The sequence below is a fragment of the Scytonema millei VB511283 genome (assembly GCF_000817735.3).
GTDB lineage: Bacteria > Cyanobacteriota > Cyanobacteriia > Cyanobacteriales > Chroococcidiopsidaceae > Chroococcidiopsis > Chroococcidiopsis millei_B.
The window spans coordinates 160865-180758 of the sequence record NZ_JTJC03000005.1 but is presented as its reverse complement, the minus strand read 5'-3'; the positions used below and the strand labels follow the sequence as shown (position 1 = coordinate 180758).

The 19894-nt window shown below is 45.7% G+C and carries 21 protein-coding genes; 12 read left to right on the top strand and 9 right to left on the bottom strand.

Features of this window, described 5'->3' with window-relative positions; translation table 11 throughout:
- Positions 1 to 26: 26 nt before the first annotated feature.
- Positions 27 to 851: a carbohydrate ABC transporter permease gene (locus QH73_RS18370; RefSeq protein WP_052290094.1), complete on the bottom strand. Its 825-nt coding sequence runs from the start codon at positions 849 to 851 to the stop codon at positions 27 to 29.
- 211 nt (positions 852 to 1062) lie between these two features.
- On the opposite strand from QH73_RS18370, the gene QH73_RS18365 reads away from it, so the two are divergent.
- The 9 genes from QH73_RS18365 (at position 1063) to QH73_RS18325 (ending at position 10348) form a co-directional block, all read left to right on the top strand.
- On the top strand, positions 1063 to 1758 hold the full coding sequence (locus QH73_RS18365; protein WP_039715988.1) for an aldehyde oxygenase (deformylating): 696 nt from the start codon (positions 1063 to 1065) through the stop codon (positions 1756 to 1758).
- 173 nt (positions 1759 to 1931) lie between these two features.
- Positions 1932 to 2969: a long-chain acyl-[acyl-carrier-protein] reductase gene (locus tag QH73_RS18360; protein ID WP_039715989.1), complete on the top strand. Its 1038-nt coding sequence runs from the start codon at positions 1932 to 1934 to the stop codon at positions 2967 to 2969.
- Positions 2970 to 3132: 163 nt separating this feature from the next.
- A complete protein-coding gene (locus QH73_RS18355; RefSeq protein ID WP_039715990.1) occupies positions 3133 to 4113 on the top strand; it encodes an acetyl-CoA carboxylase carboxyltransferase subunit alpha in 981 nt (326 codons plus the stop codon).
- Between the two features lie 395 nt (positions 4114 to 4508).
- Positions 4509 to 5234 (top strand): SDR family oxidoreductase, encoded by a 726-nt coding sequence (locus tag QH73_RS18350; protein ID WP_039715991.1) that lies wholly within the window; start codon positions 4509 to 4511, stop codon positions 5232 to 5234.
- Positions 5235 to 5391: 157 nt separating this feature from the next.
- Entirely contained in the window at positions 5392 to 6117 is a 726-nt protein-coding gene (gene folE / locus QH73_RS18345) for a GTP cyclohydrolase I FolE (protein ID WP_039715992.1), read from the top strand.
- A gap of 475 nt (positions 6118 to 6592) precedes the next feature.
- Positions 6593 to 8089 carry a UDP-N-acetylmuramate--L-alanine ligase gene (gene murC, locus QH73_RS18340; RefSeq protein WP_039715993.1) on the top strand — a complete coding sequence of 499 codons (1497 nt, stop codon included), beginning with the start codon at positions 6593 to 6595 and terminating at the stop codon, positions 8087 to 8089.
- Positions 8090 to 8260: 171 nt separating this feature from the next.
- Positions 8261 to 9217: a UDP-N-acetylmuramate dehydrogenase gene (murB, locus tag QH73_RS18335; RefSeq protein WP_052290095.1), complete on the top strand. Its 957-nt coding sequence runs from the start codon at positions 8261 to 8263 to the stop codon at positions 9215 to 9217.
- A gap of 178 nt (positions 9218 to 9395) precedes the next feature.
- Positions 9396 to 9746 carry a YbaB/EbfC family nucleoid-associated protein gene (locus QH73_RS18330; RefSeq protein ID WP_015153618.1) on the top strand — a complete coding sequence of 117 codons (351 nt, stop codon included), beginning with the start codon at positions 9396 to 9398 and terminating at the stop codon, positions 9744 to 9746.
- Positions 9747 to 9859: 113 nt separating this feature from the next.
- Positions 9860 to 10348, top strand: coding sequence for a low molecular weight protein-tyrosine-phosphatase (locus QH73_RS18325; protein ID WP_132867363.1), 489 nt, complete (start codon positions 9860 to 9862; stop codon positions 10346 to 10348).
- A gap of 67 nt (positions 10349 to 10415) precedes the next feature.
- Here the strand turns inward: QH73_RS18325 and QH73_RS18320 are convergent, their stop codons facing one another.
- Positions 10416 to 11072 (bottom strand): response regulator transcription factor, encoded by a 657-nt coding sequence (locus QH73_RS18320; RefSeq protein ID WP_015153616.1) that lies wholly within the window; start codon positions 11070 to 11072, stop codon positions 10416 to 10418.
- Between the two features lie 381 nt (positions 11073 to 11453).
- Here QH73_RS18320 and smpB point away from each other — a divergent pair, with 381 nt between their 5' ends.
- Positions 11454 to 11918, top strand: a complete 465-nt coding sequence (gene smpB, locus QH73_RS18315) for an SsrA-binding protein SmpB (protein WP_039715995.1) — start codon at positions 11454 to 11456, stop codon at positions 11916 to 11918.
- A 175-nt stretch (positions 11919 to 12093) separates the two neighbouring features.
- Positions 12094 to 12384, top strand: a complete 291-nt coding sequence (locus QH73_RS18310; protein ID WP_039715996.1) for a WGxxGxxG family protein — start codon at positions 12094 to 12096, stop codon at positions 12382 to 12384.
- A gap of 197 nt (positions 12385 to 12581) precedes the next feature.
- Here QH73_RS18310 and QH73_RS29210 read toward each other — a convergent pair whose 3' ends face one another.
- Both QH73_RS29210 and QH73_RS18300 read right to left on the bottom strand, forming a co-directional pair.
- The gene (locus tag QH73_RS29210; protein WP_201278215.1) at positions 12582 to 12824 is read right to left on the bottom strand and encodes a hypothetical protein; all 243 of its coding nucleotides are present in this window, start codon (positions 12822 to 12824) and stop codon (positions 12582 to 12584) included.
- Entirely contained in the window at positions 12791 to 13141 is a 351-nt protein-coding gene (locus tag QH73_RS18300) for a hypothetical protein (RefSeq protein ID WP_039715998.1), read from the bottom strand. The genes QH73_RS29210 and QH73_RS18300 overlap by 34 nt, the downstream gene beginning before the upstream one ends.
- 142 nt (positions 13142 to 13283) lie before the next feature.
- Between QH73_RS18300 and ychF the strand changes: the two genes are divergently transcribed.
- Complete coding sequence (ychF, locus tag QH73_RS18295; RefSeq protein ID WP_039715999.1) at positions 13284 to 14375, top strand: redox-regulated ATPase YchF; 1092 nt, start codon at positions 13284 to 13286, stop codon at positions 14373 to 14375.
- A 65-nt stretch (positions 14376 to 14440) separates the two neighbouring features.
- Here the strand turns inward: ychF and QH73_RS18290 are convergent, their stop codons facing one another.
- From QH73_RS18290 to QH73_RS18275, 5 genes are all read right to left on the bottom strand, one after another.
- Positions 14441 to 14695 (bottom strand): hypothetical protein, encoded by a 255-nt coding sequence (locus QH73_RS18290; protein ID WP_039716000.1) that lies wholly within the window; start codon positions 14693 to 14695, stop codon positions 14441 to 14443.
- Positions 14696 to 14814: 119 nt separating this feature from the next.
- Positions 14815 to 14943: a hypothetical protein gene (locus QH73_RS28885; protein WP_286194130.1), complete on the bottom strand. Its 129-nt coding sequence runs from the start codon at positions 14941 to 14943 to the stop codon at positions 14815 to 14817.
- A 343-nt stretch (positions 14944 to 15286) separates the two neighbouring features.
- Positions 15287 to 17491 carry an alkaline phosphatase family protein gene (locus tag QH73_RS18285; protein ID WP_039716001.1) on the bottom strand — a complete coding sequence of 735 codons (2205 nt, stop codon included), beginning with the start codon at positions 17489 to 17491 and terminating at the stop codon, positions 15287 to 15289.
- Between the two features lie 157 nt (positions 17492 to 17648).
- Positions 17649 to 19340 (bottom strand): M14 family metallopeptidase, encoded by a 1692-nt coding sequence (locus QH73_RS18280; RefSeq protein WP_039716002.1) that lies wholly within the window; start codon positions 19338 to 19340, stop codon positions 17649 to 17651.
- Positions 19341 to 19456: 116 nt separating this feature from the next.
- Positions 19457 to 19780 (bottom strand): hypothetical protein, encoded by a 324-nt coding sequence (locus QH73_RS18275; protein ID WP_039716003.1) that lies wholly within the window; start codon positions 19778 to 19780, stop codon positions 19457 to 19459.
- Positions 19781 to 19894 lie beyond the last annotated feature (114 nt).

Sequence of the window (19894 nt, the reverse complement as noted above, 5' to 3'; positions counted from 1 at the left end):
GAGACGTTACTTGTAACGTCTCTAGATTAATTTTTGATTCCTGTCGAAGCGATTCCCTGAATAAATTGTTTCTGTCCAATCAGAAATATTAATATGACTGGCAAGGTAGCGATCGCGACTGCTGCCATCAGTAAAGACCAGTTATTAGTAAATTGTTCTTGAAACTCAGCTAGTGCTAATTGAACTGTCCGTAATTCTGGGCGCGTGGTGAAGACAAGCGGTTTAAATAAATCGTTCCATTCACCGATAAATGTAAACAAAAATAATGTTACCAAAGCCGGACGAGATAAAGGCAACATCACCCGCCATAAGATTTGCAAGCGGTTCGCCCCATCGATCGCTGCTGCTTCTTCTAACTCTATAGGAATAGTTTGAAAATACTGCCTGAGTAAGAAAATTCCAAAACCATTTACAGCTGTAGGTAGAATTAATGCTCCGTAGGTATTAATTAAATGTCCCCATTTGAGGACGAGAAAGATAGGAATAACTAATAGCTGAAATGGAATGACTAAAGTTGCCAAAATAATTAGTAGTAATGCTTGTTGTCCTCGAAACTTCAATCTTGCCAAGGCATAACCCGCTAAAGCTGAGGTCGCGATTTGAATTCCAGTCACGGCTAGAGCTACCAGCGTGGAATTAGCAAACGCTAGCAAGAAATTAGCTCGCTGCCATGCTTGTTGGTAGTTTATTAAAGTCCATCCCGATCGCGGTAACAACTCAGGTGTTGACCCAGGCGGTGCAAAGGATGTGAGGAAGACAATTCCTAGTGGGAGCAAGACAATTACCGCTCCTAGTACCAGCACGACAAGGCTAAAGGATGGTATGGAGAGATTCCTATGTTTAGCATTCACATCTTTCTGAAGTATGAATTGTCCGTTTTCCTCTATGCTTTTATACCTAGAGGTGATATTCTCCCAAATGAACTCTATTTTGCTGCAATAGATAACAGATCCCCTTGGGATTTGTTAGGTTTAATTTTAATTATTGTTGACGCTGATGCATAGAGCTAAAGAGTCAACCGCAATCGACAAATCTGATTTACGCCAATAGGAGTGAACGACTATGCAGCAAGTTGCTGCCACCTCCGAAATCGATTTCCACAGCGAAACCTACAAGGACGCATACAGTCGCATTAACGCGATCGTGATCGAAGGGGAACAAGAAGCCTACGAAAACTATATTCGTTTGGCTGAAATGCTACCGGAATTCAAGGACGAGCTGATTCGCCTATCCAAAATGGAGAACCGCCACAAAAAAGGGTTTGAAGCCTGCGGGCGCAATCTCCAAGTTACACCAGATATGCAATTTGCTCGGGAGTTCTTTTCTGGGCTGCATCAAAACTTTCAACAAGCAGCAGCCGCAGGACAAGTCGTAACGTGCTTGCTAATTCAATCGCTGATTATTGAGTGTTTTGCGATCGCGGCTTACAACATCTACATCCCCTGTGCCGATGACTTCGCTCGTAAAATTACTGAGGGCGTTGTCAAAGACGAGTATACTCACCTCAATTTCGGCGAAGTTTGGCTGAAAGACAACTTTGAACAGTCCAAAGCCGAACTAGAAGCAGCCAATCGCCAAAATCTCCCGATTGTCTGGCAAATGCTGAATAAAGTCGAGGATGATGCTCGGGTTTTAGGCATGGAAAAAGATGCTTTGGTGGAAGACTTCATGATCCAATACGTTGAAACTCTTGCCAATATTGGCTTCTCCAACCGTGACATCATGCGTCTATCCGCCTACGGACTACAAGCTGTTTGACATAGGGGTTAGGGACTAGAGTAGGAAGTCGCTAGTAGCGAGAATTGCTTGTTCCCTACTCCCTACTCCCTGCTCCCTGCTCCCTTTATGTAGTATTTTTAAGATTAAAGATACAAAAATTCTCATCCACCCGCTCTGCTTTGTCAGAGCTACCAGTTTGACATCCGTAATACATGTTTGGTCTAATCGGTCACTTAAACAGTCTGGAACACGCACAATCGGTAGCAAAAGAATTGGGCTACCCCGAATATGCCGATCAAGGACTTGATTTTTGGTGCAGCGCACCACCACAGATAGTCGATGATATCAAAGTTACTAGCGTCACTGGACAGCAAATCGAGGGCAAGTATGTCGAATCTTGCTTTCTGCCAGAAATGCTTGCCACGCGACGGATTAAAGCCGCAACGCGAAAAATCATCAACGCAATGGCGCACGCTCAAAAGCATGGGATTGACATTACAGCTTTGGGCGGCTTTTCTTCGATTATTTTTGAAAACTTTAACTTGCAGCAGATCAAACAAGTCCGTAACGTGCAACTGAAATTCGAGCAGTTCACTACGGGGAACACTCATACTGCGTACATTATCTGTCAGCAGGTGGAGCAAGCAGCAAGGCAGTTGGGAATTGACCTCAATCGAGCTACTGTTGCCGTTTGCGGCGCTAGCGGTGACATTGGTAGTGCAGTTTGTCGCTGGTTAAATGCTCGTACCGACGTAGCAGATTTATTACTCATTGCCCGCAATCAAGAGCGCCTACAAACATTACAGGCAGAGTTAGGGCGGGGTAAAATCTTAGATTTGGAAACTGCCCTACCACAAGCAGATATCGTCGTCTGGGTGGCAAGTATGCCCAAGGGAATTGAAATCGATACCCAGATGTTAAAACAACCGTGTTTGATGATTGATGGTGGTTATCCTAAAAATTTGGCAACGAAAATTCAGCACCCAGGAGTTTACATCCTCAACGGTGGCATTGTCGAGCATTCTTTGGATATCGACTGGAAGATTATGAAGATTGTTAACTTCATGGATGTACCAGCCCGTCAGTTGTTTGCCTGCTTTGCCGAATCAATGTTGCTGGAATTTGAAAAAGTCTACACTAACTTTTCTTGGGGACGCAACCAAATTACTGTGACCAAGATGGATCAAATTGGTCAAATGTCTCGCAAACATGGCTTTCGCCCTCTACTGTTTGAGAATTTACCAGTTTAAAGGATTCAAGAGTAAGTCAAAAGTTAAAAGTTAAAAGTCAAAAGTCAAAACTGAGGAGTCAGAAAACAGAAGTCAGAAGTCAAAATTAACTGGTCACCGATAACTGATAACTGACAACTGACTCACCACTCCTCACCCCTCGCTACTCACTACTTACTCCGAGATGGCAACAACCGAACGCAAAACTCTCCTGTTAGATTTTGAAAAGCCACTAGTCGATTTGGAGTCGCGCATCGACCAAATTCGAGAGCTAGCAACAGAAAATGGCGTTGACGTGTCGGAAGAGATTCGCCGACTAGAAGCCCGCGCCCGCCAATTGCGCCAGGAGATTTTTAATAGTTTATCTCCGTCGCAAAAATTACAACTGGCAAGGCATCCCCGTCGTCCTAGTACCTTGGATTACATTCAAGCTATTAGCGACGAATGGATGGAGTTACACGGCGATCGCCGTGGCGGCGATGATTCTGCTATAGTTGGTGGCGTAGCGCGTCTTGCAGGGCGACCAGTCGTCATCTTAGGCAATCAGAAAGGACGCGATACGAAAGATAATATTGCCCGTAATTTTGGGATGGCTTCCCCGGGTGGCTATCGCAAAGCAATGCGGTTGATGGAACACGCCAACCGCTTTGGAATGCCAATCTTAACTTTTATCGATACTCCAGGGGCTTTACCCACAGTCGCAGCTGAAGAACAAGGAATTGGGGAAGCGATCGCCTATAATTTACGCGAAATGTTTAGCTTAGACGTACCGATTATTTGTACCGCGATCGGTGAAGCTTTTTCTGGTGGGGCTTTGGGTATTGGTGTCGGCGAACGCCTGCTCATGTTTGAACATGCAGTTTATACTGTCATCACCCCGGAGGCTTGTGCTGCAATTGTTTGGCGAGATGCAAGTAAAGCCGCTCAAGCTGCTGTGGCATTAAAAATGACAGCAATCGATTTACAAAATTTAGGTATTGTTGACCAAATCTTACCAGAGCCAATTGGCGGCGCTCACTCCGACCCTCTCAAAGCCGCGATCGCTCTCAAGCAAGCTTTGCTACAACATTTAGAAGAATTAACTCAGCTTACTAGCCAACAGCGCCGTCAACTACGGTATCAAAAATTCCGTCAGATTGGTGTTTTTACCGAATTTGAGTCCTAAGTTTTGTCAGAAGATGAAGACGGAAAAGATGGTGGTATAATCAACAAGGGGTGTAAAGATTTTTTACAGCCTCTCATTTTTGTCTCGTGCTGAGCAAGGCAAAGCAACGTAGAAAACAGGTAGCAGCAATGTCTACACTTATGGTTGGCGATCGCCTATCGATCGGCAATCTCTAGATTATATCCAACTCCTTTATGAGATTTATATATTAAATCCGCGATTGAATGGCTATAGCCAATACGAATAAAGAATTAATAATCTGCTCAATCGTTTGAGACAAGAAGGTATAGATCGAGAGTATAAATTGAATCTTGAGGTCATTGCATCAGTCGGGGGTCAGAGATTGACATGAGTAAAACAGCCATGCAATTTGTGGTGCGATTAAGTTGGAGTTTATGACATTGACAACGGGAAAACGCGCCCTGATTACAGGTGCGAGTAGTGGAATCGGTAAAGCAACAGCCCTCGCCTTTGCAAAGACGGGAGTAAACTTAGCTCTAGTTGGTCGTTCGCTAGACAAGTTAGAGGCAGTTGCAAGTGCAGCAAGGCAGACAGGCGTAGAAGCAAAAACTTATGCCGTGGATCTTGCCCAAGTTCATGTCGTGCCGGAGAAGATGGCTGCGATCGCTGCCGATTGTGGAGCTATAGATATTTTGGTCAATAGTGCGGGTATGGGCTACACGGGCGCTTTGAGTGCTACGCCTCTGTCTGACTGGCAAAAAGTGATAGATTTAAACCTAACCAGCGTGTTTGGCTGCATCTTGGCAGTATTACCCACAATGCACCAGCGCGGCTCCGGTACAATTATTAACGTTGCTTCCATCGCCGGACAAACTCCTTTCCCCAACTGGGGAGCTTATTCCGTCAGCAAAGCTGGTTTGATTGCCTTATCCAAGACCCTAGCAGCAGAGGAAAGCGCTCGCGGTATTCGCGTCACCACCATCTGTCCTGGTGCTGTGAATACAGAACTTTGGGACAGCGAAACAGTTCAGCATAACTTTGACCGTAATGCCATGCTGACACCAGAAATTGTCGCACAGTCGATCGTACATACAGCTTTACTACCAGCACCAGCCGCGATCGCTGAATTAACTCTCATGCCTGGTGGTGGCGCTCTATAAGTCATTCCTCATTCATCATTCGTCATTTGTAAATGAATGCTACTGAATTAAGTCGTAAGTAAGAAACTCCACATAATGTTCTCGCCTCTTACCAATGACCAATGACCAATGACTAATGACCAATAACCATTGTTAAACTTTATCTGAGACATACACCATGACTATTGCTGCTTCTAACGGTTCTAATGGTTCTACCAATCGCTTTCAATCGTCTCCTCTAAATTCCGATCTGGTGGAGGCGATTCAATCCCGACCAGACCGCAACACCCACAACGGTCAAAAACCAAATTTACAGACTCCTACTGAAGCAGAAGCCCACGAATCGATGATGGAGGCTGTCCGCGCCCTCTTAATCGGTGTAGGCGAAGATCCAGAGCGAGAAGGTTTGTTGAAAACCCCTAAGCGTGTTGCGGAAGCCATGCGGTTTCTCACGAGTGGATACAGTCAATCTTTAGAAGAACTCGTCAACGGAGCCATTTTCGATGAAGGACACAACGAGATGGTACTCGTGCGCGATATCAACTTCTTCAGCTTGTGCGAGCATCATATGCTGCCCTTTATGGGTAAAGCTCACCTCGCCTATATTCCCAATCAAAAAGTTGTGGGTCTGAGCAAGCTAGCTCGAATTGTCGAAATGTACTCCCGCCGTTTGCAAGTACAAGAACGACTGACGCGCCAAATCGCTGAAGCGGTACAGGAAATTTTAGAACCTCAAGGCGTAGCAGTAGTCATGGAAGCAACCCATATGTGTATGGTGATGCGTGGGGTGCAAAAACCTGGTTCTTGGACTGTCACGAGTGCCATGCTCGGCGTATTCCAAGACGAGCAAAAAACCCGCGAAGAGTTTTTCAACTTGATTCGCCATCAACCAGCTTTCTTTTAAGGAAGCGAGGAGTGAGGAGTGAGGAGTGAGGGAAGGGAAAAAGAAGACAAGGGAGACAAGGGAGACAAGGGGGACAAGGGGGACAAGGGCGTAGGGAACCTCGCGATCGGAGCCGCGTAGCAGGGGAGTCTTGAAGAGTGTATTCTTTTCATCACCACTTGGTCTTGTCATTTGCGATCGCGCTTTAATCAGTACTTAGTTATACTGCACCCGATGACATTTAGCATTTGGGTGCATTTTTTTCAGAAAAAAACTAAAATCTTTGCCAAGAAAAATACTTTCTCAAAATAAAAATTAAACTCTATTAGCTAAGTACGTAAATTCCTGTAAATAAAGATCGCCTGGGGAGGACAGAGCGAATTGATGTCAGATATAAAAAACTTAAACAGTCGAGCCATCCGTAAAATTTATTTCCTGATATGATATCGCGTGACATTTGTATACTGGACTCTGGGGTGAGGTGCGAGGAGTAAAAATGACTAATTATGTTGATTTAAGTGGTAAACCATTCCATTTCATCGGTATTGGTGGCATTGGAATGTCAGCTCTTGCTTATATCTTAGCCAAGCGTCGTTTACCTGTTTCTGGCTCCGATATCCGCGAGAGCCATATCACCGAGAAATTAGCAGCCTTAGGAACGCATATTTTTAGTTGCCAAGATGCATCCAATCTAGAGTTTTTTCGCTCCCAGACCGATGCCAGCTTCCAAGCTTTAGCAGTGAGCGGTAATAATGCGCCTGTATTTGTAAAGTCATCAAGACGAGCTAGTCAAGCGATCGCCAACAGCAAAATTGCCGAGTTACCACAAGTTATCTGTTCGACGGCAATTCATGCAGGTAACTTAGAGTATCAAGCAGCGCTGGATTTAGGTTGTCCGATCTTTCACCGTTCCGATTTGTTGGCAGCACTGATTCAAGAGCGTTACAGCATTGCCGTAGCCGGAACTCACGGTAAAACAACCACCAGCAGCGCGATCGGGTACATGTTACTCAAAGCTGGTCTCGACCCTACCATTATCGTTGGCGGAGAGGTCAAAGCATGGGAGGGGAACGCGAGGCTCGGTAACAGTCAGTATCTAGTGGCAGAAGCGGATGAATCGGATGGCTCTTTAGTCAAATTGGCTTGTCAAATTGGCGTAGTCACTAACATCGAACTCGACCACCCCGACCACTACAAATCTCTAGAGCAGGTAGTCAAGACTTTTCAAACTTTTGCGCAACAGTGCCAGCAGGTCGTAGGTTGCATAGATTGCCCAACAGTCCGCGATCGCCTGCAACCGACAATTAGCTACAGCCTCAATCCAGAGTTGGCAGCAGACTACACGGTATCCAACGTGATTTACGGTGCTGATGGTACGATCGCCACGGTATGGGAGCGAGGAAAAGAGTTAGGGCAGTTGCGTTTGCCATTGCTAGGACAACACAATCTCAGTAATGCCTTAGCCGCGATCGCCGTCGGTCGGCTGCTGGGAGTAGAATTTGCGGCGATCGCCGATAGTCTAACCACCTTTGAAGGCGCTAGGCGTAGATTTGAATTGCGTGGTGTCGTCAATGACATCCAATTCATCGACGACTACGCCCACCATCCCAGCGAACTTCAGGCAACCTTGGCGGCTGCAAAGTTGCAAGCTAAACCCCAAACTAGAGTTGTGGCGATCTTTCAGCCTCATCGCTACAGCCGTACCCTGACTTTTTTGTCAGACTTCGCCAAATCTTTTAGTCATGCCGATGCCGTCGTTCTCACGGATATCTATAGCGCCGGCGAACCTAATTCAGGGCAGATTGACGGCGAAAGACTAGCAGCACTAGTTGCAACCCATCATCCTCAAGTCACGTATTTACCTACACTTGCTGCTGTCGAGGAGTTTTTAGTAGAGAATTTGCGCTCTGGAGACACGGCTTTATTTTTAGGTGCAGGGAACTTGAATCAAATTATTCCCAATGCAATTGAAAAAATCAAGGCTAACGGTTGACAGTCATCAGGGAGCAGGGAGCAGGGAGCAGGAAACAGGGAAGAGAGAGCAGAGAGTTTATATTAATTCCGAATTTCGACTTCCGAACTCCGACTTCTCCCTTGTCTCCCTTGTCTCCCTTGTTTTCCTTGTCCCCCCATCCCACACCTCATTCCCGCTCGCAACACCATTATGACCTCCTCCCAACACCCCAATCCAATTCCGATTCCAGAAACTGCTGGCGATCGCCAGATAATATACTTGCCTGGAACAAAATGCGCGATTAAATCTCAAGTCCCGCTGGCTAGTCTCACATCCTTTCGGGTTGGAGGACCAGCCCAATGGTATGTAGCACCTCAAAATCTAGCAGAATTGCAAGCTAGTTTGGAGTGGTCGCGCTCAGAAGGGCTAGCGGTGACGCTGATTGGAGCAGGTTCTAATTTATTAGTTAGCGATCGCGGTCTGCCTGGTTTGGTCATTGGGACTCGTCATTTGCGTTACAGCCGCTTCGATCTGGGAACAGGACAATTGACCGTAGCCGCAGGGGAACCTTTACCTCGTATAGCGTGGCAAGTAGCAGAATTAGGCTGGCAAGGGCTGGAGTGGGCTGTTGGAATTCCTGGTAGTGTCGGCGGTGCTGTGGTGATGAATGCAGGAGCGCACAAAAGCTGCGTTGCCGATATTTTAGTCAGCGCCCAAGTTTTATCTCCCTCTGGGCAGCTAGAAACCCTCACCCCAGACCAACTAAGTTACAGCTATCGCACCTCAATTTTGCAAGGCAGTCAGCGTCTCGTCACTCAAGCTATCTTTCAGCTGCAACCAGGCGCAGATCCACAACAAGTGCTAGCAACCACCACCGAACACCTAGAGCAAAGGCGGCGTACCCAGCCCTATCATTTACCTAGCTGTGGTAGCGTGTTCCGTAACCCCCTACCCTACACCGCTGGTTGGTTGATCGAGCAGTCAGGCTTGAAGGGCTATCAAATTGGTGCAGCCCAGGTCGCACAGCGCCATGCTAACTTCATTCTCAACTGTGGTGGTGCAAAAGCTAACGATATCTGGCAGCTAATTCGTTACGTCCAGCATCAAGTAGAACAACGTTGGTCGCTACTGCTAGAACCAGAAGTGAAAACAATTGGAGAATTTTAATCTGTATAGAAATGGATAGTGGATCTTGGTGGTTGACAGTTGACAGTTGACAGTTAACTGTCAACTGTCAACATTAATTGCGAATTGCGAATTGTGAATGCAAATTACCTTTGCCCTTTATCGATTCTCGGCGCATCTATAATTTAATGGAACTTCGATTAAATCGACTCAACTAGCTATGACACAAGGACAAGGAAAAGGATTTGGCTTCGGTCTGGGCAAAATGAAGGAACTCGCAGATGCCTTCAAGAAAGCGCAGCAGGTGCAAGAAGGTGCGAAAAAGCTCCAAGAAGAATTGGAGATGATGGAGATCCAGGGCGAAGCTGGCGGAGGTATGGTCAAAGTGTCTCTCAGCGGTAACCAAGAACCCCGACGGGTAGAAGTGGCTCCAGAAGCATTGCAAGAAGGTGCAGATGTCCTCTCCGATCTCGTACTGGCAGCAATGAAAGATGCTTATAACAAATCTACTGCTACCATGCGGGAACGGATGGAAGAGTTAACTAGTGGCTTGGAATTGCCAGGAATGTAAAAAATAGGAGACAGGAGACAGGAGACAGGAGACAGAAGTAAATTCGGATTTGTCATTAGACCTCCCTACTCCCTACTCCCTACTCCCTACTCCCTACTCCCTACTCCCTTGTTATGGTTTACAAGTTACTTTTTGTCTGCCTGGGTAATATCTGCCGTTCTCCAGCGGCGGAAAATATTATGAACCATTCGATCGATCGCCATCAGTTGAGCGATCGCGTCGTTTGTGATTCTGCTGGTACGGGTGGCTATCATGTTGGCAGTCCGCCAGACCGTCGCATGACGTTTGCAGCAGCTAATCGGCTGGGAATTCACTTATGCGGTCGAGCGCGCCAGTTGCAAAAATCGGATTTGGCGGAATTCGATCTGATTTTGGCAATGGATCGAGAAAATTACTACGACATTCTGGCACTGGATTTCAGTGGCAAATACCGCGATAAAGTGCATTTGATCTGTGACTTTTGCACCGAGCATACCATGAAAGAAGTGCCTGACCCCTACTACGGTGGTGCAGAGGGATTTAACCAGGTGATTGACCTCCTTCTCGATGCTTGTAACGGACTGCTCGATCGCGTCAAACAGGAAATTGCAGACAGTGAGTAGAAGAAGTCGTAAGTCGTAAGTCGTAAGTCGTAAGTTAAAACACTAGGCGTTCACAAATGACAAATGACTATTCAACCAATCGATGTTTCATCGCATAACCGACGAGTTCGGCTCGGTTGTTGGTTTCTGTTTTGCGCAGGAGATTGCTGACGTATTTTTCTACCGTGCGGGGGCTAAGGTGGAGCTGGCTGCCAATTTGAGCGTTGGAAAGACCGTGAGTTAACATGACTAACACCTCCTGCTCGCGTTGGGTGAGGTGGAAGGGAAAATCAAGTTTTTCGACGATCGCCGTTGCGGTTGTCTGGGGACGCAAGCCTTCTTCCTGGGATAGGCGATACTCTGATTGGATCATTTGCGATCGCTCCAACAAATTGCGAATTGCCGCTCCTAGTTCTTGTAACTCAAACGGTTTAGGTAGGTAAAGATCTGCTCCTGACTGATAGCCTTGAATTCGTTCTTCAGTTTTGTTACGTTCTGTTAAGAAAATGACTGGCAGCAGTCGAAATGAAGGGTGTTGTCTGACACTTCGTACCAACTGATATCCATTCATGCGGGGCATCACAATATCTGTCACCATCAAATGAGGGCGATAAGTCTCGACCATATCCAAGCCTTGTTGCCCATCAGCAGCCGTAATGACTGAGTAACCAGCCATCTCAAGATAATCACTGATAGCCAGACGAGTCCCAGGATCGTCATCAACAACAAGAATAGTCAGAGGCATGAATAATATGGAGTTACTACGCTGAGTAAAGATTTTGCAGTTTCTGGCTCTACTTTGACAGTATTAACCGAGGATTTATTTATCCTACCGAAACATATCCATGCAAGTAATTCCAACTCTTGATAGAAAATTGTCATCGCGATCGCCACAGTAGGAGATAGGAGGCAGGGATTTTAGAAGTATGTCTGACGGGTTAAAGTCCCTAAAATAATCTAGCGATTTAGCATGGCAAGATAGCGAGAAACGTGATAAGTTCGCAATAGCCAGCATACCTTAACTTTTAGCAAGGTAGATGTAAATCTTTTAGCAAATAGTCGATAATCTATTTTCCCCTTACTTTAGTACTTTAGAGCAGCACGAGAATACTGCAAGAAAACTTCAATGAGCGACAACGACGGTTATAAGGTATTGAGCGACAATCGCAAAGCCCGCTTTTTGTACGATATCCTCGAAACCTATGAGGCAGGACTGCAACTCATGGGTACAGAAGTCAAGTCAATCCGTGCAGGTAAAGTCAACCTGCAAGATGGCTATGCTCTTATTCGTAACGGAGAGGCATGGCTAATTAACGTTCATATCTCACCCTATACTAGCAGCAGTCAATATTTTAATCACGACCCTCGCCGCACTCGTAAACTCCTACTGCATCGGCAGGAAATTCGCAAGCTGATTGGTAAGGTAGAACAACAGGGCTTGACATTAGTGCCGCTAAAACTGTATCTCAAACGCGGCTTAGTCAAAATTAGTATTGGACTTGCTAAAGGGAAAAAACTCCATGACAAGCGGGAAGATTTAAAGCGTCGTCAAGACCAAAGAGAGATACAAAGGGCGATGAAAAACTACTAATAAGAAGTTAATTTAACTACAAGCCAAAAGTTAAATTTGGTTAAGAGAAGTATTTTTTCTATTTCTCTAGCTAGATCTACCAACAAATGAGTTTTCTGGCTTAAGAGCGATTTAGTTTAGATTGCTACTGAATAGATTAGTAGGCAGCATAACAATTCAACCAGAAAACTTAACCATGAAAATTGCTGCTCTTTCTAAAATAATTGGTGCTGGAGTTCTCGCCTTCAGCTTGACAGCACTACCTGTATCTGCACAAACCACTACCACCCCAGACGCTGGAACAACAACGACTCAACCTACAGTTGTTGACGATGACGTAGACGATCGCAATGATGATAGTAACTGGGGTTGGCTTGGCTTACTCGGTCTAGCTGGATTACTCGGTCTAGCTGGAAGAAAGAGAAAAGAACCTACAGCATATCGCGACCCCGATCGAACTGTAGGTAGCACGACTTATAGAGAATAATCTTTCTGATTTTCCACAAATGGAGATCTAAATAATGTCTGAGGGAAGATGAATAACTAGGCAATTTATGTGAATGCCATCTAAGCAAGTTGCCTAGTTTTTTCAGTATCTAAGTGTAGGCATTTCGGGAGATGTCAGAAGTGGCGATCGCTTTTTAGCTTAGATGAGTAATGCATTTAATCTCATCTACCTATGATTTATATTCCCGATCCACAAATTCCCGATCCGACACCGAGTCCCCTACCGACTCCAGAACCAACGCCCTCACCAGCACCAGAACCAGTACCGAGTCCAGCACCGCAGCCAATTCCATCGCCAGTACCGGAACCAGTACCCGCACCAATCCCCCAACCCGTACCCGCACCAATTCCGCAACCAATTCCCGAACCGGTGTAGGCAGCAAATGCTATTCTGCGATCGAGAAATCTACAGTTTCGCAAAGATTAACTTGGCGCTTGTCTATTTCACCATCATTAGTCATAGCTCGGATGTCGTAAAGGCATGAGGCGGAGTCGTCTTCAAAAACTATGTCAGCCGCTTCATCTGGAAGCAGGACATCTTTATCTAGAAGATTTGCCCCCCACTTATCAGCACCAGAGTTAGATATATGTAGTTCCTGAATATTGACACTGGTTTCATTGTGTAGCGTAAAATCGCGGATATCGGCTCTGGCGACTGTAGCGATCGCACCAATAACTGAGAAGTATAAGCTAGCAGCAATAAATAAAGTAGAAGTCCGATTCTGAAACACAAACATTGACCTACATTAACCTAGATAGTTTTTTCAGGATAGGATTCAGCTGTAGTAAAAACCTCCGTGAATTTTGTGAAATTCGGTTTCATATATTCCTCTGAGATTTTGTTATCCTGACAAAGGAATTAGCGATCGTTACACAGCCATGCTCAGAGCCGGAATTGTCGGACTGCCTAATGTCGGCAAATCTACATTGTTTAATGCTTTAGTTGCCAATGCCAAAGCGGAGGCGGCTAATTTTCCTTTTTGTACGATTGAACCAAATGTGGGCGTGGTTGCCGTACCAGATGAACGACTAAAGGTGCTTGCCGAAATTTCTAACTCCGCGCAAATCGTGCCTACGCGGGTTGAGTTTGTCGATATTGCGGGTTTGGTCAAAGGTGCAAGTCAGGGAGAAGGACTAGGCAATCAATTTCTTTCCCACATCCGCGAAGTTGATGCGATCGTTCATGTCGTGCGTTGTTTTGAGAATGACGATATCATTCACGTCGCTGGTTCTGTCGATCCGGTACGAGATATTGAGGTGATTAATTTAGAACTGGGTTTAGCAGATTTAGCCCAAATCGAACGCAGAAGCGATCGCGCCCGCAAGCTAGCTCGAACCAGCAAAGAAGCTCAGCTTGAATTGACTGTGTTAGATAAATTGACAGAAGCTATCAATCTAGGTAGACCAGCCCGTCAAGTCAGTCTAACTGATGAAGAAGCTGTCTTAATTAAAGGGTTGGGATTGCTCACAGCTAAACCAGTTATTTATGCCGCAAACGTATCGGAGGACGATCTGTCAACTGGAAACCAATGGGTGGAACAAGTCAGGCAGTTTGCAGCCTCTGATAAAGCACAGGTGGTTATAGTTTCAGCACAAGTAGAATCGGAATTAGTCGAAATCCCAGAAGAAGAACGAGCCGAATTTCTTGCCACATTAGGGGTAGAAGAAGGCGGGTTAAAATCTTTAATTCGCGCTACCTACGAATTACTCGGTTTGCGTACCTACTTTACTACGGGTCCAAAAGAAACTCGCGCTTGGACAATTACCGCCGGAATGGTAGCACCGCAAGCTGCTGGAGTCATTCACTCTGATTTTGAGCGAGGTTTTATTCGCGCTGAAACGGTGGCTTACGACGACTTAGTAGCCAATGGCTCGATGAATGGCGCTAAAGAGAAAGGCTTAGTCCGTAGTGAAGGAAAAGAATACATCGTCAAGGAAGGGGACGTGATGCTGTTTCGGTTTAACGTGTAGTGTTTTTAGAAGGAGACAGGAGTATAGAATGACTCCTAACTCCTCTGACAAAATCCTTTTAGGAGTTATGAGTTGTTGACGATGCTGGCATCCTTAACGGTAAATTCTTGAGCGCGGGAGCTATGCACCAAAGTCCAACCTGCTTTTAATAACTTTTGGTAGGTTGCCCAACCTTTAGAACCACCTGGAATCGGATAGTCTGGTACGGCGAATTGGCGAAAAGCAGTATATGGCTTCCAAGGCTCGTCGGGCGAGAGTTGTAAGTGTAAGATTTTTTCTCCCTGTTGGGCTTGAGATAACCAGCACATACGTCTAGACATAAAAACTCCTCATGGATTAAGTAAACGGCAAAAACATTCAGAATTTTAGCGATCTAAACTGTGGTTAACTGTCGTCAAAGTTGCGATCGCACTTAGGTAAATCGATACATCACACTTACTTATAAATTTCGGAACTTGAGTGAATTTTGCGAATATAAGTAAATTAGCTGTGAGCGATCGAGAAATATGCAATTGGCAAATATGTAACCGATAAATATGCCATCCACTAGAGAAACGCTATCTGGCATTGACTTTCCTCTGTTAGGTCGTAATTCAGTTAGTTTTTGGATTCACATTGACAGAATTCTGTCTAGGATTGAGTTGTAGAACGATCTACTGCTGAATAATTAGCGAATAAGCATAGCAGCATATTTCTGGAATTTATTTTTATTCTTAAGATATTCTTAATGTTTTGGCGGGTCTGGAGCGATCGCAATTTTTAACGAAGGTTATTTATTGTTTGACTGCGACAAGAGAGATCCCCCCTAACCCAATACTTTTTGGTTAAGCGTAAGATCCCCCCTAACCCCCCTTCAAAAGGGGGAAATAAATGCCCCAATTTGGCGGGGGTTGGGATTGGCGGCGCAAGTCTTACGCCCGACCTAGATTGACCGGATTGCCTTCCACAGTAGGCGCTGGTTGCACGCCCAAAATTCGCAGGATCGTAGGGGCAATATCGATATTACGCACTCGCTGAATTGTCCCAGCACCAATATCCGATCCAGCAGCATAAAAAATTGCGCTCATCTCTGGTAATTCTGGATCGTAGCCATGAACGCCGTAGAAGTTGGGGACTGATAGCAATGGAGTCTCTGAAGTCGGATCGCCCAAACGTTGTACTGCTGGGGTTTGAGTGCCGTCAAAATTGTACCCCAGCTGCATAATTGCAAAAACATCTCCACTGTCTTGACCGATAAACTCACTTGTATCTAAGCCAAAGTTGCGATCGCTCGGATCGCTAGGTATGGGACGAGCGTAAATCTTATCGAAGATCGCTACAGATCCGTTCCCCGCAGTATAGTTTGGATTAGTATCGGTAAATTTGGATAGCGCATCAACCAACTGTTGTTGCAGCGTGACATATTCTGCTTGACTCACAGTGCCATCCGGTTCTCGTCCCTGCAAATTGATGTAAATGTTGACCGCTGGACCCGAGGTAATTGCTCGTACTTTTGTATTATCAAAGCCCAAGCTGCTGAGGTAGTTGTTGAGGCTAACTGCGGTGTGGAACGGGGCAAAACCGTGGTCGGAAACTACGATAACATTACTATTCGGTCTACCGCGCTTATTTGTTCCAACAGCCTCAATAATTCGCTGCACGGCTGTATTTGCTTCTTGATAAGCCGATCGCAGATACTTTTGATATCGCTCAATTTTTTCTCGGTCTTGATTATTCCCAATCGAGTTTGGATTGCGAAAATCAGTAGCTTGGCGAGGATCGGTAATCAGAAATTGGTGTCCCGAACCATCAGGTTGTTCGATATATGTCAAGACAAGATCCGCATCGGGATTTTGGGCGATCGCCCGCAAAGCAATCCGCGTCTGGTAATCTACAAAAGTATGAACTTGATCTTGATAAATGGCTTCTAGTTCTAAATCGGGAAAATCATCAAAGCCTGGACTGATTCGTTCGGGGATGCGGAAGTCAGGCTGAGGAACCCAGAACCCAACACGATCGTTTGCATCGTCCACATCCGCCAAAACTGCTGGATTGCGAGGAATATAGTTAGCAGAATAACGCGCTAACCGCACCTGGGAAAGGTCGGGGGTGAGTTGAGTTACATAGAAACTCGTACCAACTTTATTTGTACTGCCTTCAAAGTAAAATAAACTGGAGGTGCGATCGCTAGCCTTGAGGTACGCGGAACCAGTAGCAGGGGGTTGAGATGCTCTAGGTTGGATACCGCGATCGGCATCAAAAATAATTAAAGTATCGTAGTTAACCGCTTTATCGTTGCTCGTATCGATCGCCGCTACTTGCAGGTTGTAGGGACCGCCGCCACCAGTCAAGCTACCCGAACCGCTTGCAGGAATGGTTTCGAGAGTCGTGACTTTCACGGGACTAAAAGATGTTTTACCTGCGGTTGTGAGTTGCTGAATAATTTCGCTAGCAGCGTCGCTAAAATCTGCTGCTGTGAAGCTAAAGCCCCTAGCTCCTACGCCGCCAAACGCACCATACGGTACAGTGTAATCTACCGTGCGATCGCTAGCTGATTGGACAATTGGGCTGTCTGTTAAACCAGGAATTTTGATATCGAGTCCATCTGCACCGGGAAAGGTAGCCGCAACGACTTTCTTACCGTTGTTCCGCAGCGCAATCCAGAGAGATTCAGCAGTTTGGGTATGGTCATCTAAGGGTCCATCAATTCCTACCGAGTAGCCGCCAATTGGAGCCGCAAAACCGCTGATATTTTGTTTGAAAGGACTGGCGACGAGGTGAAAGCTATTAGCATTAATATTGTTACGAGCAGCTGTAGAACCAGTCCCGATCGCAATATGGGCTGGCGCAGTTAGAGACGGGGTGATAGTTTGATTTTGTTTGGCAACAAGTCCTTGACTTTGCAACAGTCCCAATCCCTTATGTTTATCTAATACACCAGTTGCAAAGTAGCGATCGAGCAACGGTGGTGTCGCGCCATCTAGGGAAATCAGGACGATTTTGGGATGAGGTTTGTTAACAGCTGGAGTTGCAGCAAAGAAGTGAAATATAAAAGTTAATCCGAAAGTAACAATAACAATTGGGATAAAACGTTTGAGTGAAGCCAGACTGAAACTGAACGGAAATTTTAACCCCATATTTTTTATCCTCTAGAGCTGTAATCCTACGCTGCAAGATAGGAATAATCGGAGCATACCGTCATGACTTTAAGAACAGAATATGGGAGAGTTATCGGTAAGTCGTAAGTTGTAAGTCGTAAGTCGTAAGTCAGAATTAACTGGTCACTGATAACTGTTAACTGTCAACTGTTAACTGAGTACGGACGACTCCGGCGCGATCGTGACGAGCAGTTAATTTGAATACTGTGCCATCGTCAGGCGCGTATACTACCCATTCAACCAAAGCGCGATCGCTTGTAGAATCGGCTTGTCTTCTCAGGGGTGCAGAAGGTTGGTAGGCGCGTCCTTCGAGTTGTCCTACATCTTCTCGCAATTTACCTGTTACCAATTTTGCCCCTTCTGGTAGCTCGATTTCACATAGACAACCCCGTACCAGTTTTTTATCCATTGCTCTTTCCGTAACGTAGGTAGGTAGCCAACCTGTATTTTGAACGGCAAAGCGGATGCGGTAGTTAGAACCGCCTAAGTGACTGATACTCGCCTCATAGATTTCCAACTGAGGTGAGATTAACAAGTGCCATACCAACCACTCGGGAAAACGCGCCAGCTCTTTTTCCAAAAACTGGGGGGGAGGATTTGACCAGGCATACATTGCATCCCAGCCTCCTAGTTCGACTTCACCGAGTTGGGGATGGTTGAAGGGATACCAATCGACATAACCTTTACCACCCAGAACTTCATCGCTCCAACGCAGCATGGTTAAGTCATCTTCAAAAGGGTGTTCTCTATACCAGTCGATAAGTTTATACTCTTTAATTCCGGCTTGACGCTGCGGACTCCAAATTTCTACCGTCCAGGCAAATACTCCTTGGTGTTCGTAAGCCCAATCGTCAAATGCACCTGTAATAAAGTCTTTGGGATCGTAGCGAAATTCGTGAAAGACCGAGACAGCAGGGTATTGAGTTAGTTCGGTGGCTTGATTGCCGATGCGTTGGTAAACGCGCAAATCTTTGGTGGGTAACTCGTCATCGCTCTGATGGCTGTACGGGCGCAGGATAACACCACTAAAAGTATGAAAGGCGATCGCCCCTGTAATATTAGGATGACTGGTAATAAAATCAACTAGCGATCGCACTTCTGCTTCTGAGGCAGGATAGGGTCCAGCTCCCATTTGCTCTTGTTCTTGTCGCCATCCACTCGGAAAATTGCGGTTTAAGTCGAGTCCTTCTTTCGGTGGTGGAATGTCAATCTGGATGCCGTTGTAGTTTTCAATTTCTCCCTCTGGGAGGATGCGGTAATATTGTCCGCCTGTTTCTATTGGTTCCCGTGGAATTAATAAACGCGGTTCAGTTGGGCAAACTTTCCAAGCACCATTCGGATCTGGTATTCTCATTTGTAGAATTCGACCATCTCCGTCCATATCTGTCATGACTAATCCTTCGTCTCGTTCTCCCTGGTGAGGATAAGGACGAGTGCTAGAACGGATAAACTTTGGTCGATCTGCTAACGCCAACTCAGCGCCATCAGGATTGACGCGGGGACAGATATAAAATACGCGAGTGTCCAAGCAACGGGTAATATCAGGTTGAGTGCCGTAGCCAGTCACCAACGCTTGCAGTAAATACAGGCAGGCACTTGAAGGCGCAAGTTCGGTGGCATGGATATTACCATCTACCCACAAAGCAGGCTTATCTGGATCGTCACCCGTCGCGAAATTGGTAACTGTCAACAGCCAAATGTCTCTGCCTTCGTAGCTTTTACCAATGCTTTGCAGGCGTACCAGGTGCGGAAATTCTCGGGCGTATGCGCCTACAATCTCGGTCAAGTCTGCATAGCGATAGTACTTATCGAATCGGACTTCTGGCATTTTTCAGTTATCAGTTGTCAGTTATCAGTTATCAGTGACTAGTGACTGGTGGCTGGTGACTAGAATTGTTCCCTTATCCCCCTTGTCCCCCTTTTCCTTTCACTAACCCCTAACTCCTATTTTTTCGTCGGATTTACTTGCCCAGCCAGTTTGCGGTAATATTCCATCTGCGGATCGGGACGACGACTATTAGGCGTGAAGCTGGGTTCGATTTTTTCTGATTTGACTTCAGTTATTTGCCGATCTTCTGCCGATTCTATATTATTTTGGCGATCGGATTCAACAAAATAACTAGAGTTTGAGAATCCTAGCACTTGTAGCAAAATAAGTAAGCGTTGATAAAAGAAACCCCAGATTTTGCGAAAAAATCCAAATATTTGATACAGTAATCCTTCTAGGCGAATGAATGAGTTCCGAAGCAGTTGCTGCAATCTATCCATACTATTAACCTCTCAAAGCAGCATTCAGTTAACTTTGGGTATGACCACTTTGGCTATGACCGTAATACTAACAGTCTATATTTTTCAGATTACTACTATAAGTCAACATTTGTT

Coding starts and splice junctions, on each gene's coding strand:
- QH73_RS18365 (WP_039715988.1), top strand. CDS start 1,063: ATGCAGCAAGTTGCTGCCACCTCCGAAATCGATTTCCACAGCGAAACC.
- QH73_RS18360 (WP_039715989.1), top strand. CDS start 1,932: ATGTTTGGTCTAATCGGTCACTTAAACAGTCTGGAACACGCACAATCG.
- QH73_RS18355 (WP_039715990.1), top strand. CDS start 3,133: ATGGCAACAACCGAACGCAAAACTCTCCTGTTAGATTTTGAAAAGCCA.
- QH73_RS18350 (WP_039715991.1), top strand. CDS start 4,509: ATGACATTGACAACGGGAAAACGCGCCCTGATTACAGGTGCGAGTAGT.
- folE (WP_039715992.1), top strand. CDS start 5,392: ATGACTATTGCTGCTTCTAACGGTTCTAATGGTTCTACCAATCGCTTT.
- murC (WP_039715993.1), top strand. CDS start 6,593: ATGACTAATTATGTTGATTTAAGTGGTAAACCATTCCATTTCATCGGT.
- murB (WP_052290095.1), top strand. CDS start 8,261: ATGACCTCCTCCCAACACCCCAATCCAATTCCGATTCCAGAAACTGCT.
- QH73_RS18330 (WP_015153618.1), top strand. CDS start 9,396: ATGACACAAGGACAAGGAAAAGGATTTGGCTTCGGTCTGGGCAAAATG.
- QH73_RS18325 (WP_132867363.1), top strand. CDS start 9,860: ATGGTTTACAAGTTACTTTTTGTCTGCCTGGGTAATATCTGCCGTTCT.
- QH73_RS18320 (WP_015153616.1), bottom strand. CDS start 11,072: ATGCCTCTGACTATTCTTGTTGTTGATGACGATCCTGGGACTCGTCTG.
- smpB (WP_039715995.1), top strand. CDS start 11,454: ATGAGCGACAACGACGGTTATAAGGTATTGAGCGACAATCGCAAAGCC.
- QH73_RS18310 (WP_039715996.1), top strand. CDS start 12,094: ATGAAAATTGCTGCTCTTTCTAAAATAATTGGTGCTGGAGTTCTCGCC.
- QH73_RS18300 (WP_039715998.1), bottom strand. CDS start 13,141: ATGTTTGTGTTTCAGAATCGGACTTCTACTTTATTTATTGCTGCTAGC.
- ychF (WP_039715999.1), top strand. CDS start 13,284: ATGCTCAGAGCCGGAATTGTCGGACTGCCTAATGTCGGCAAATCTACA.
- QH73_RS18290 (WP_039716000.1), bottom strand. CDS start 14,695: ATGTCTAGACGTATGTGCTGGTTATCTCAAGCCCAACAGGGAGAAAAA.
- QH73_RS28885 (WP_286194130.1), bottom strand. CDS start 14,943: ATGCCAGATAGCGTTTCTCTAGTGGATGGCATATTTATCGGTTACATA.
- QH73_RS18285 (WP_039716001.1), bottom strand. CDS start 17,491: ATGGGGTTAAAATTTCCGTTCAGTTTCAGTCTGGCTTCACTCAAACGT.
- QH73_RS18280 (WP_039716002.1), bottom strand. CDS start 19,340: ATGCCAGAAGTCCGATTCGATAAGTACTATCGCTATGCAGACTTGACC.
- QH73_RS18275 (WP_039716003.1), bottom strand. CDS start 19,780: ATGGATAGATTGCAGCAACTGCTTCGGAACTCATTCATTCGCCTAGAA.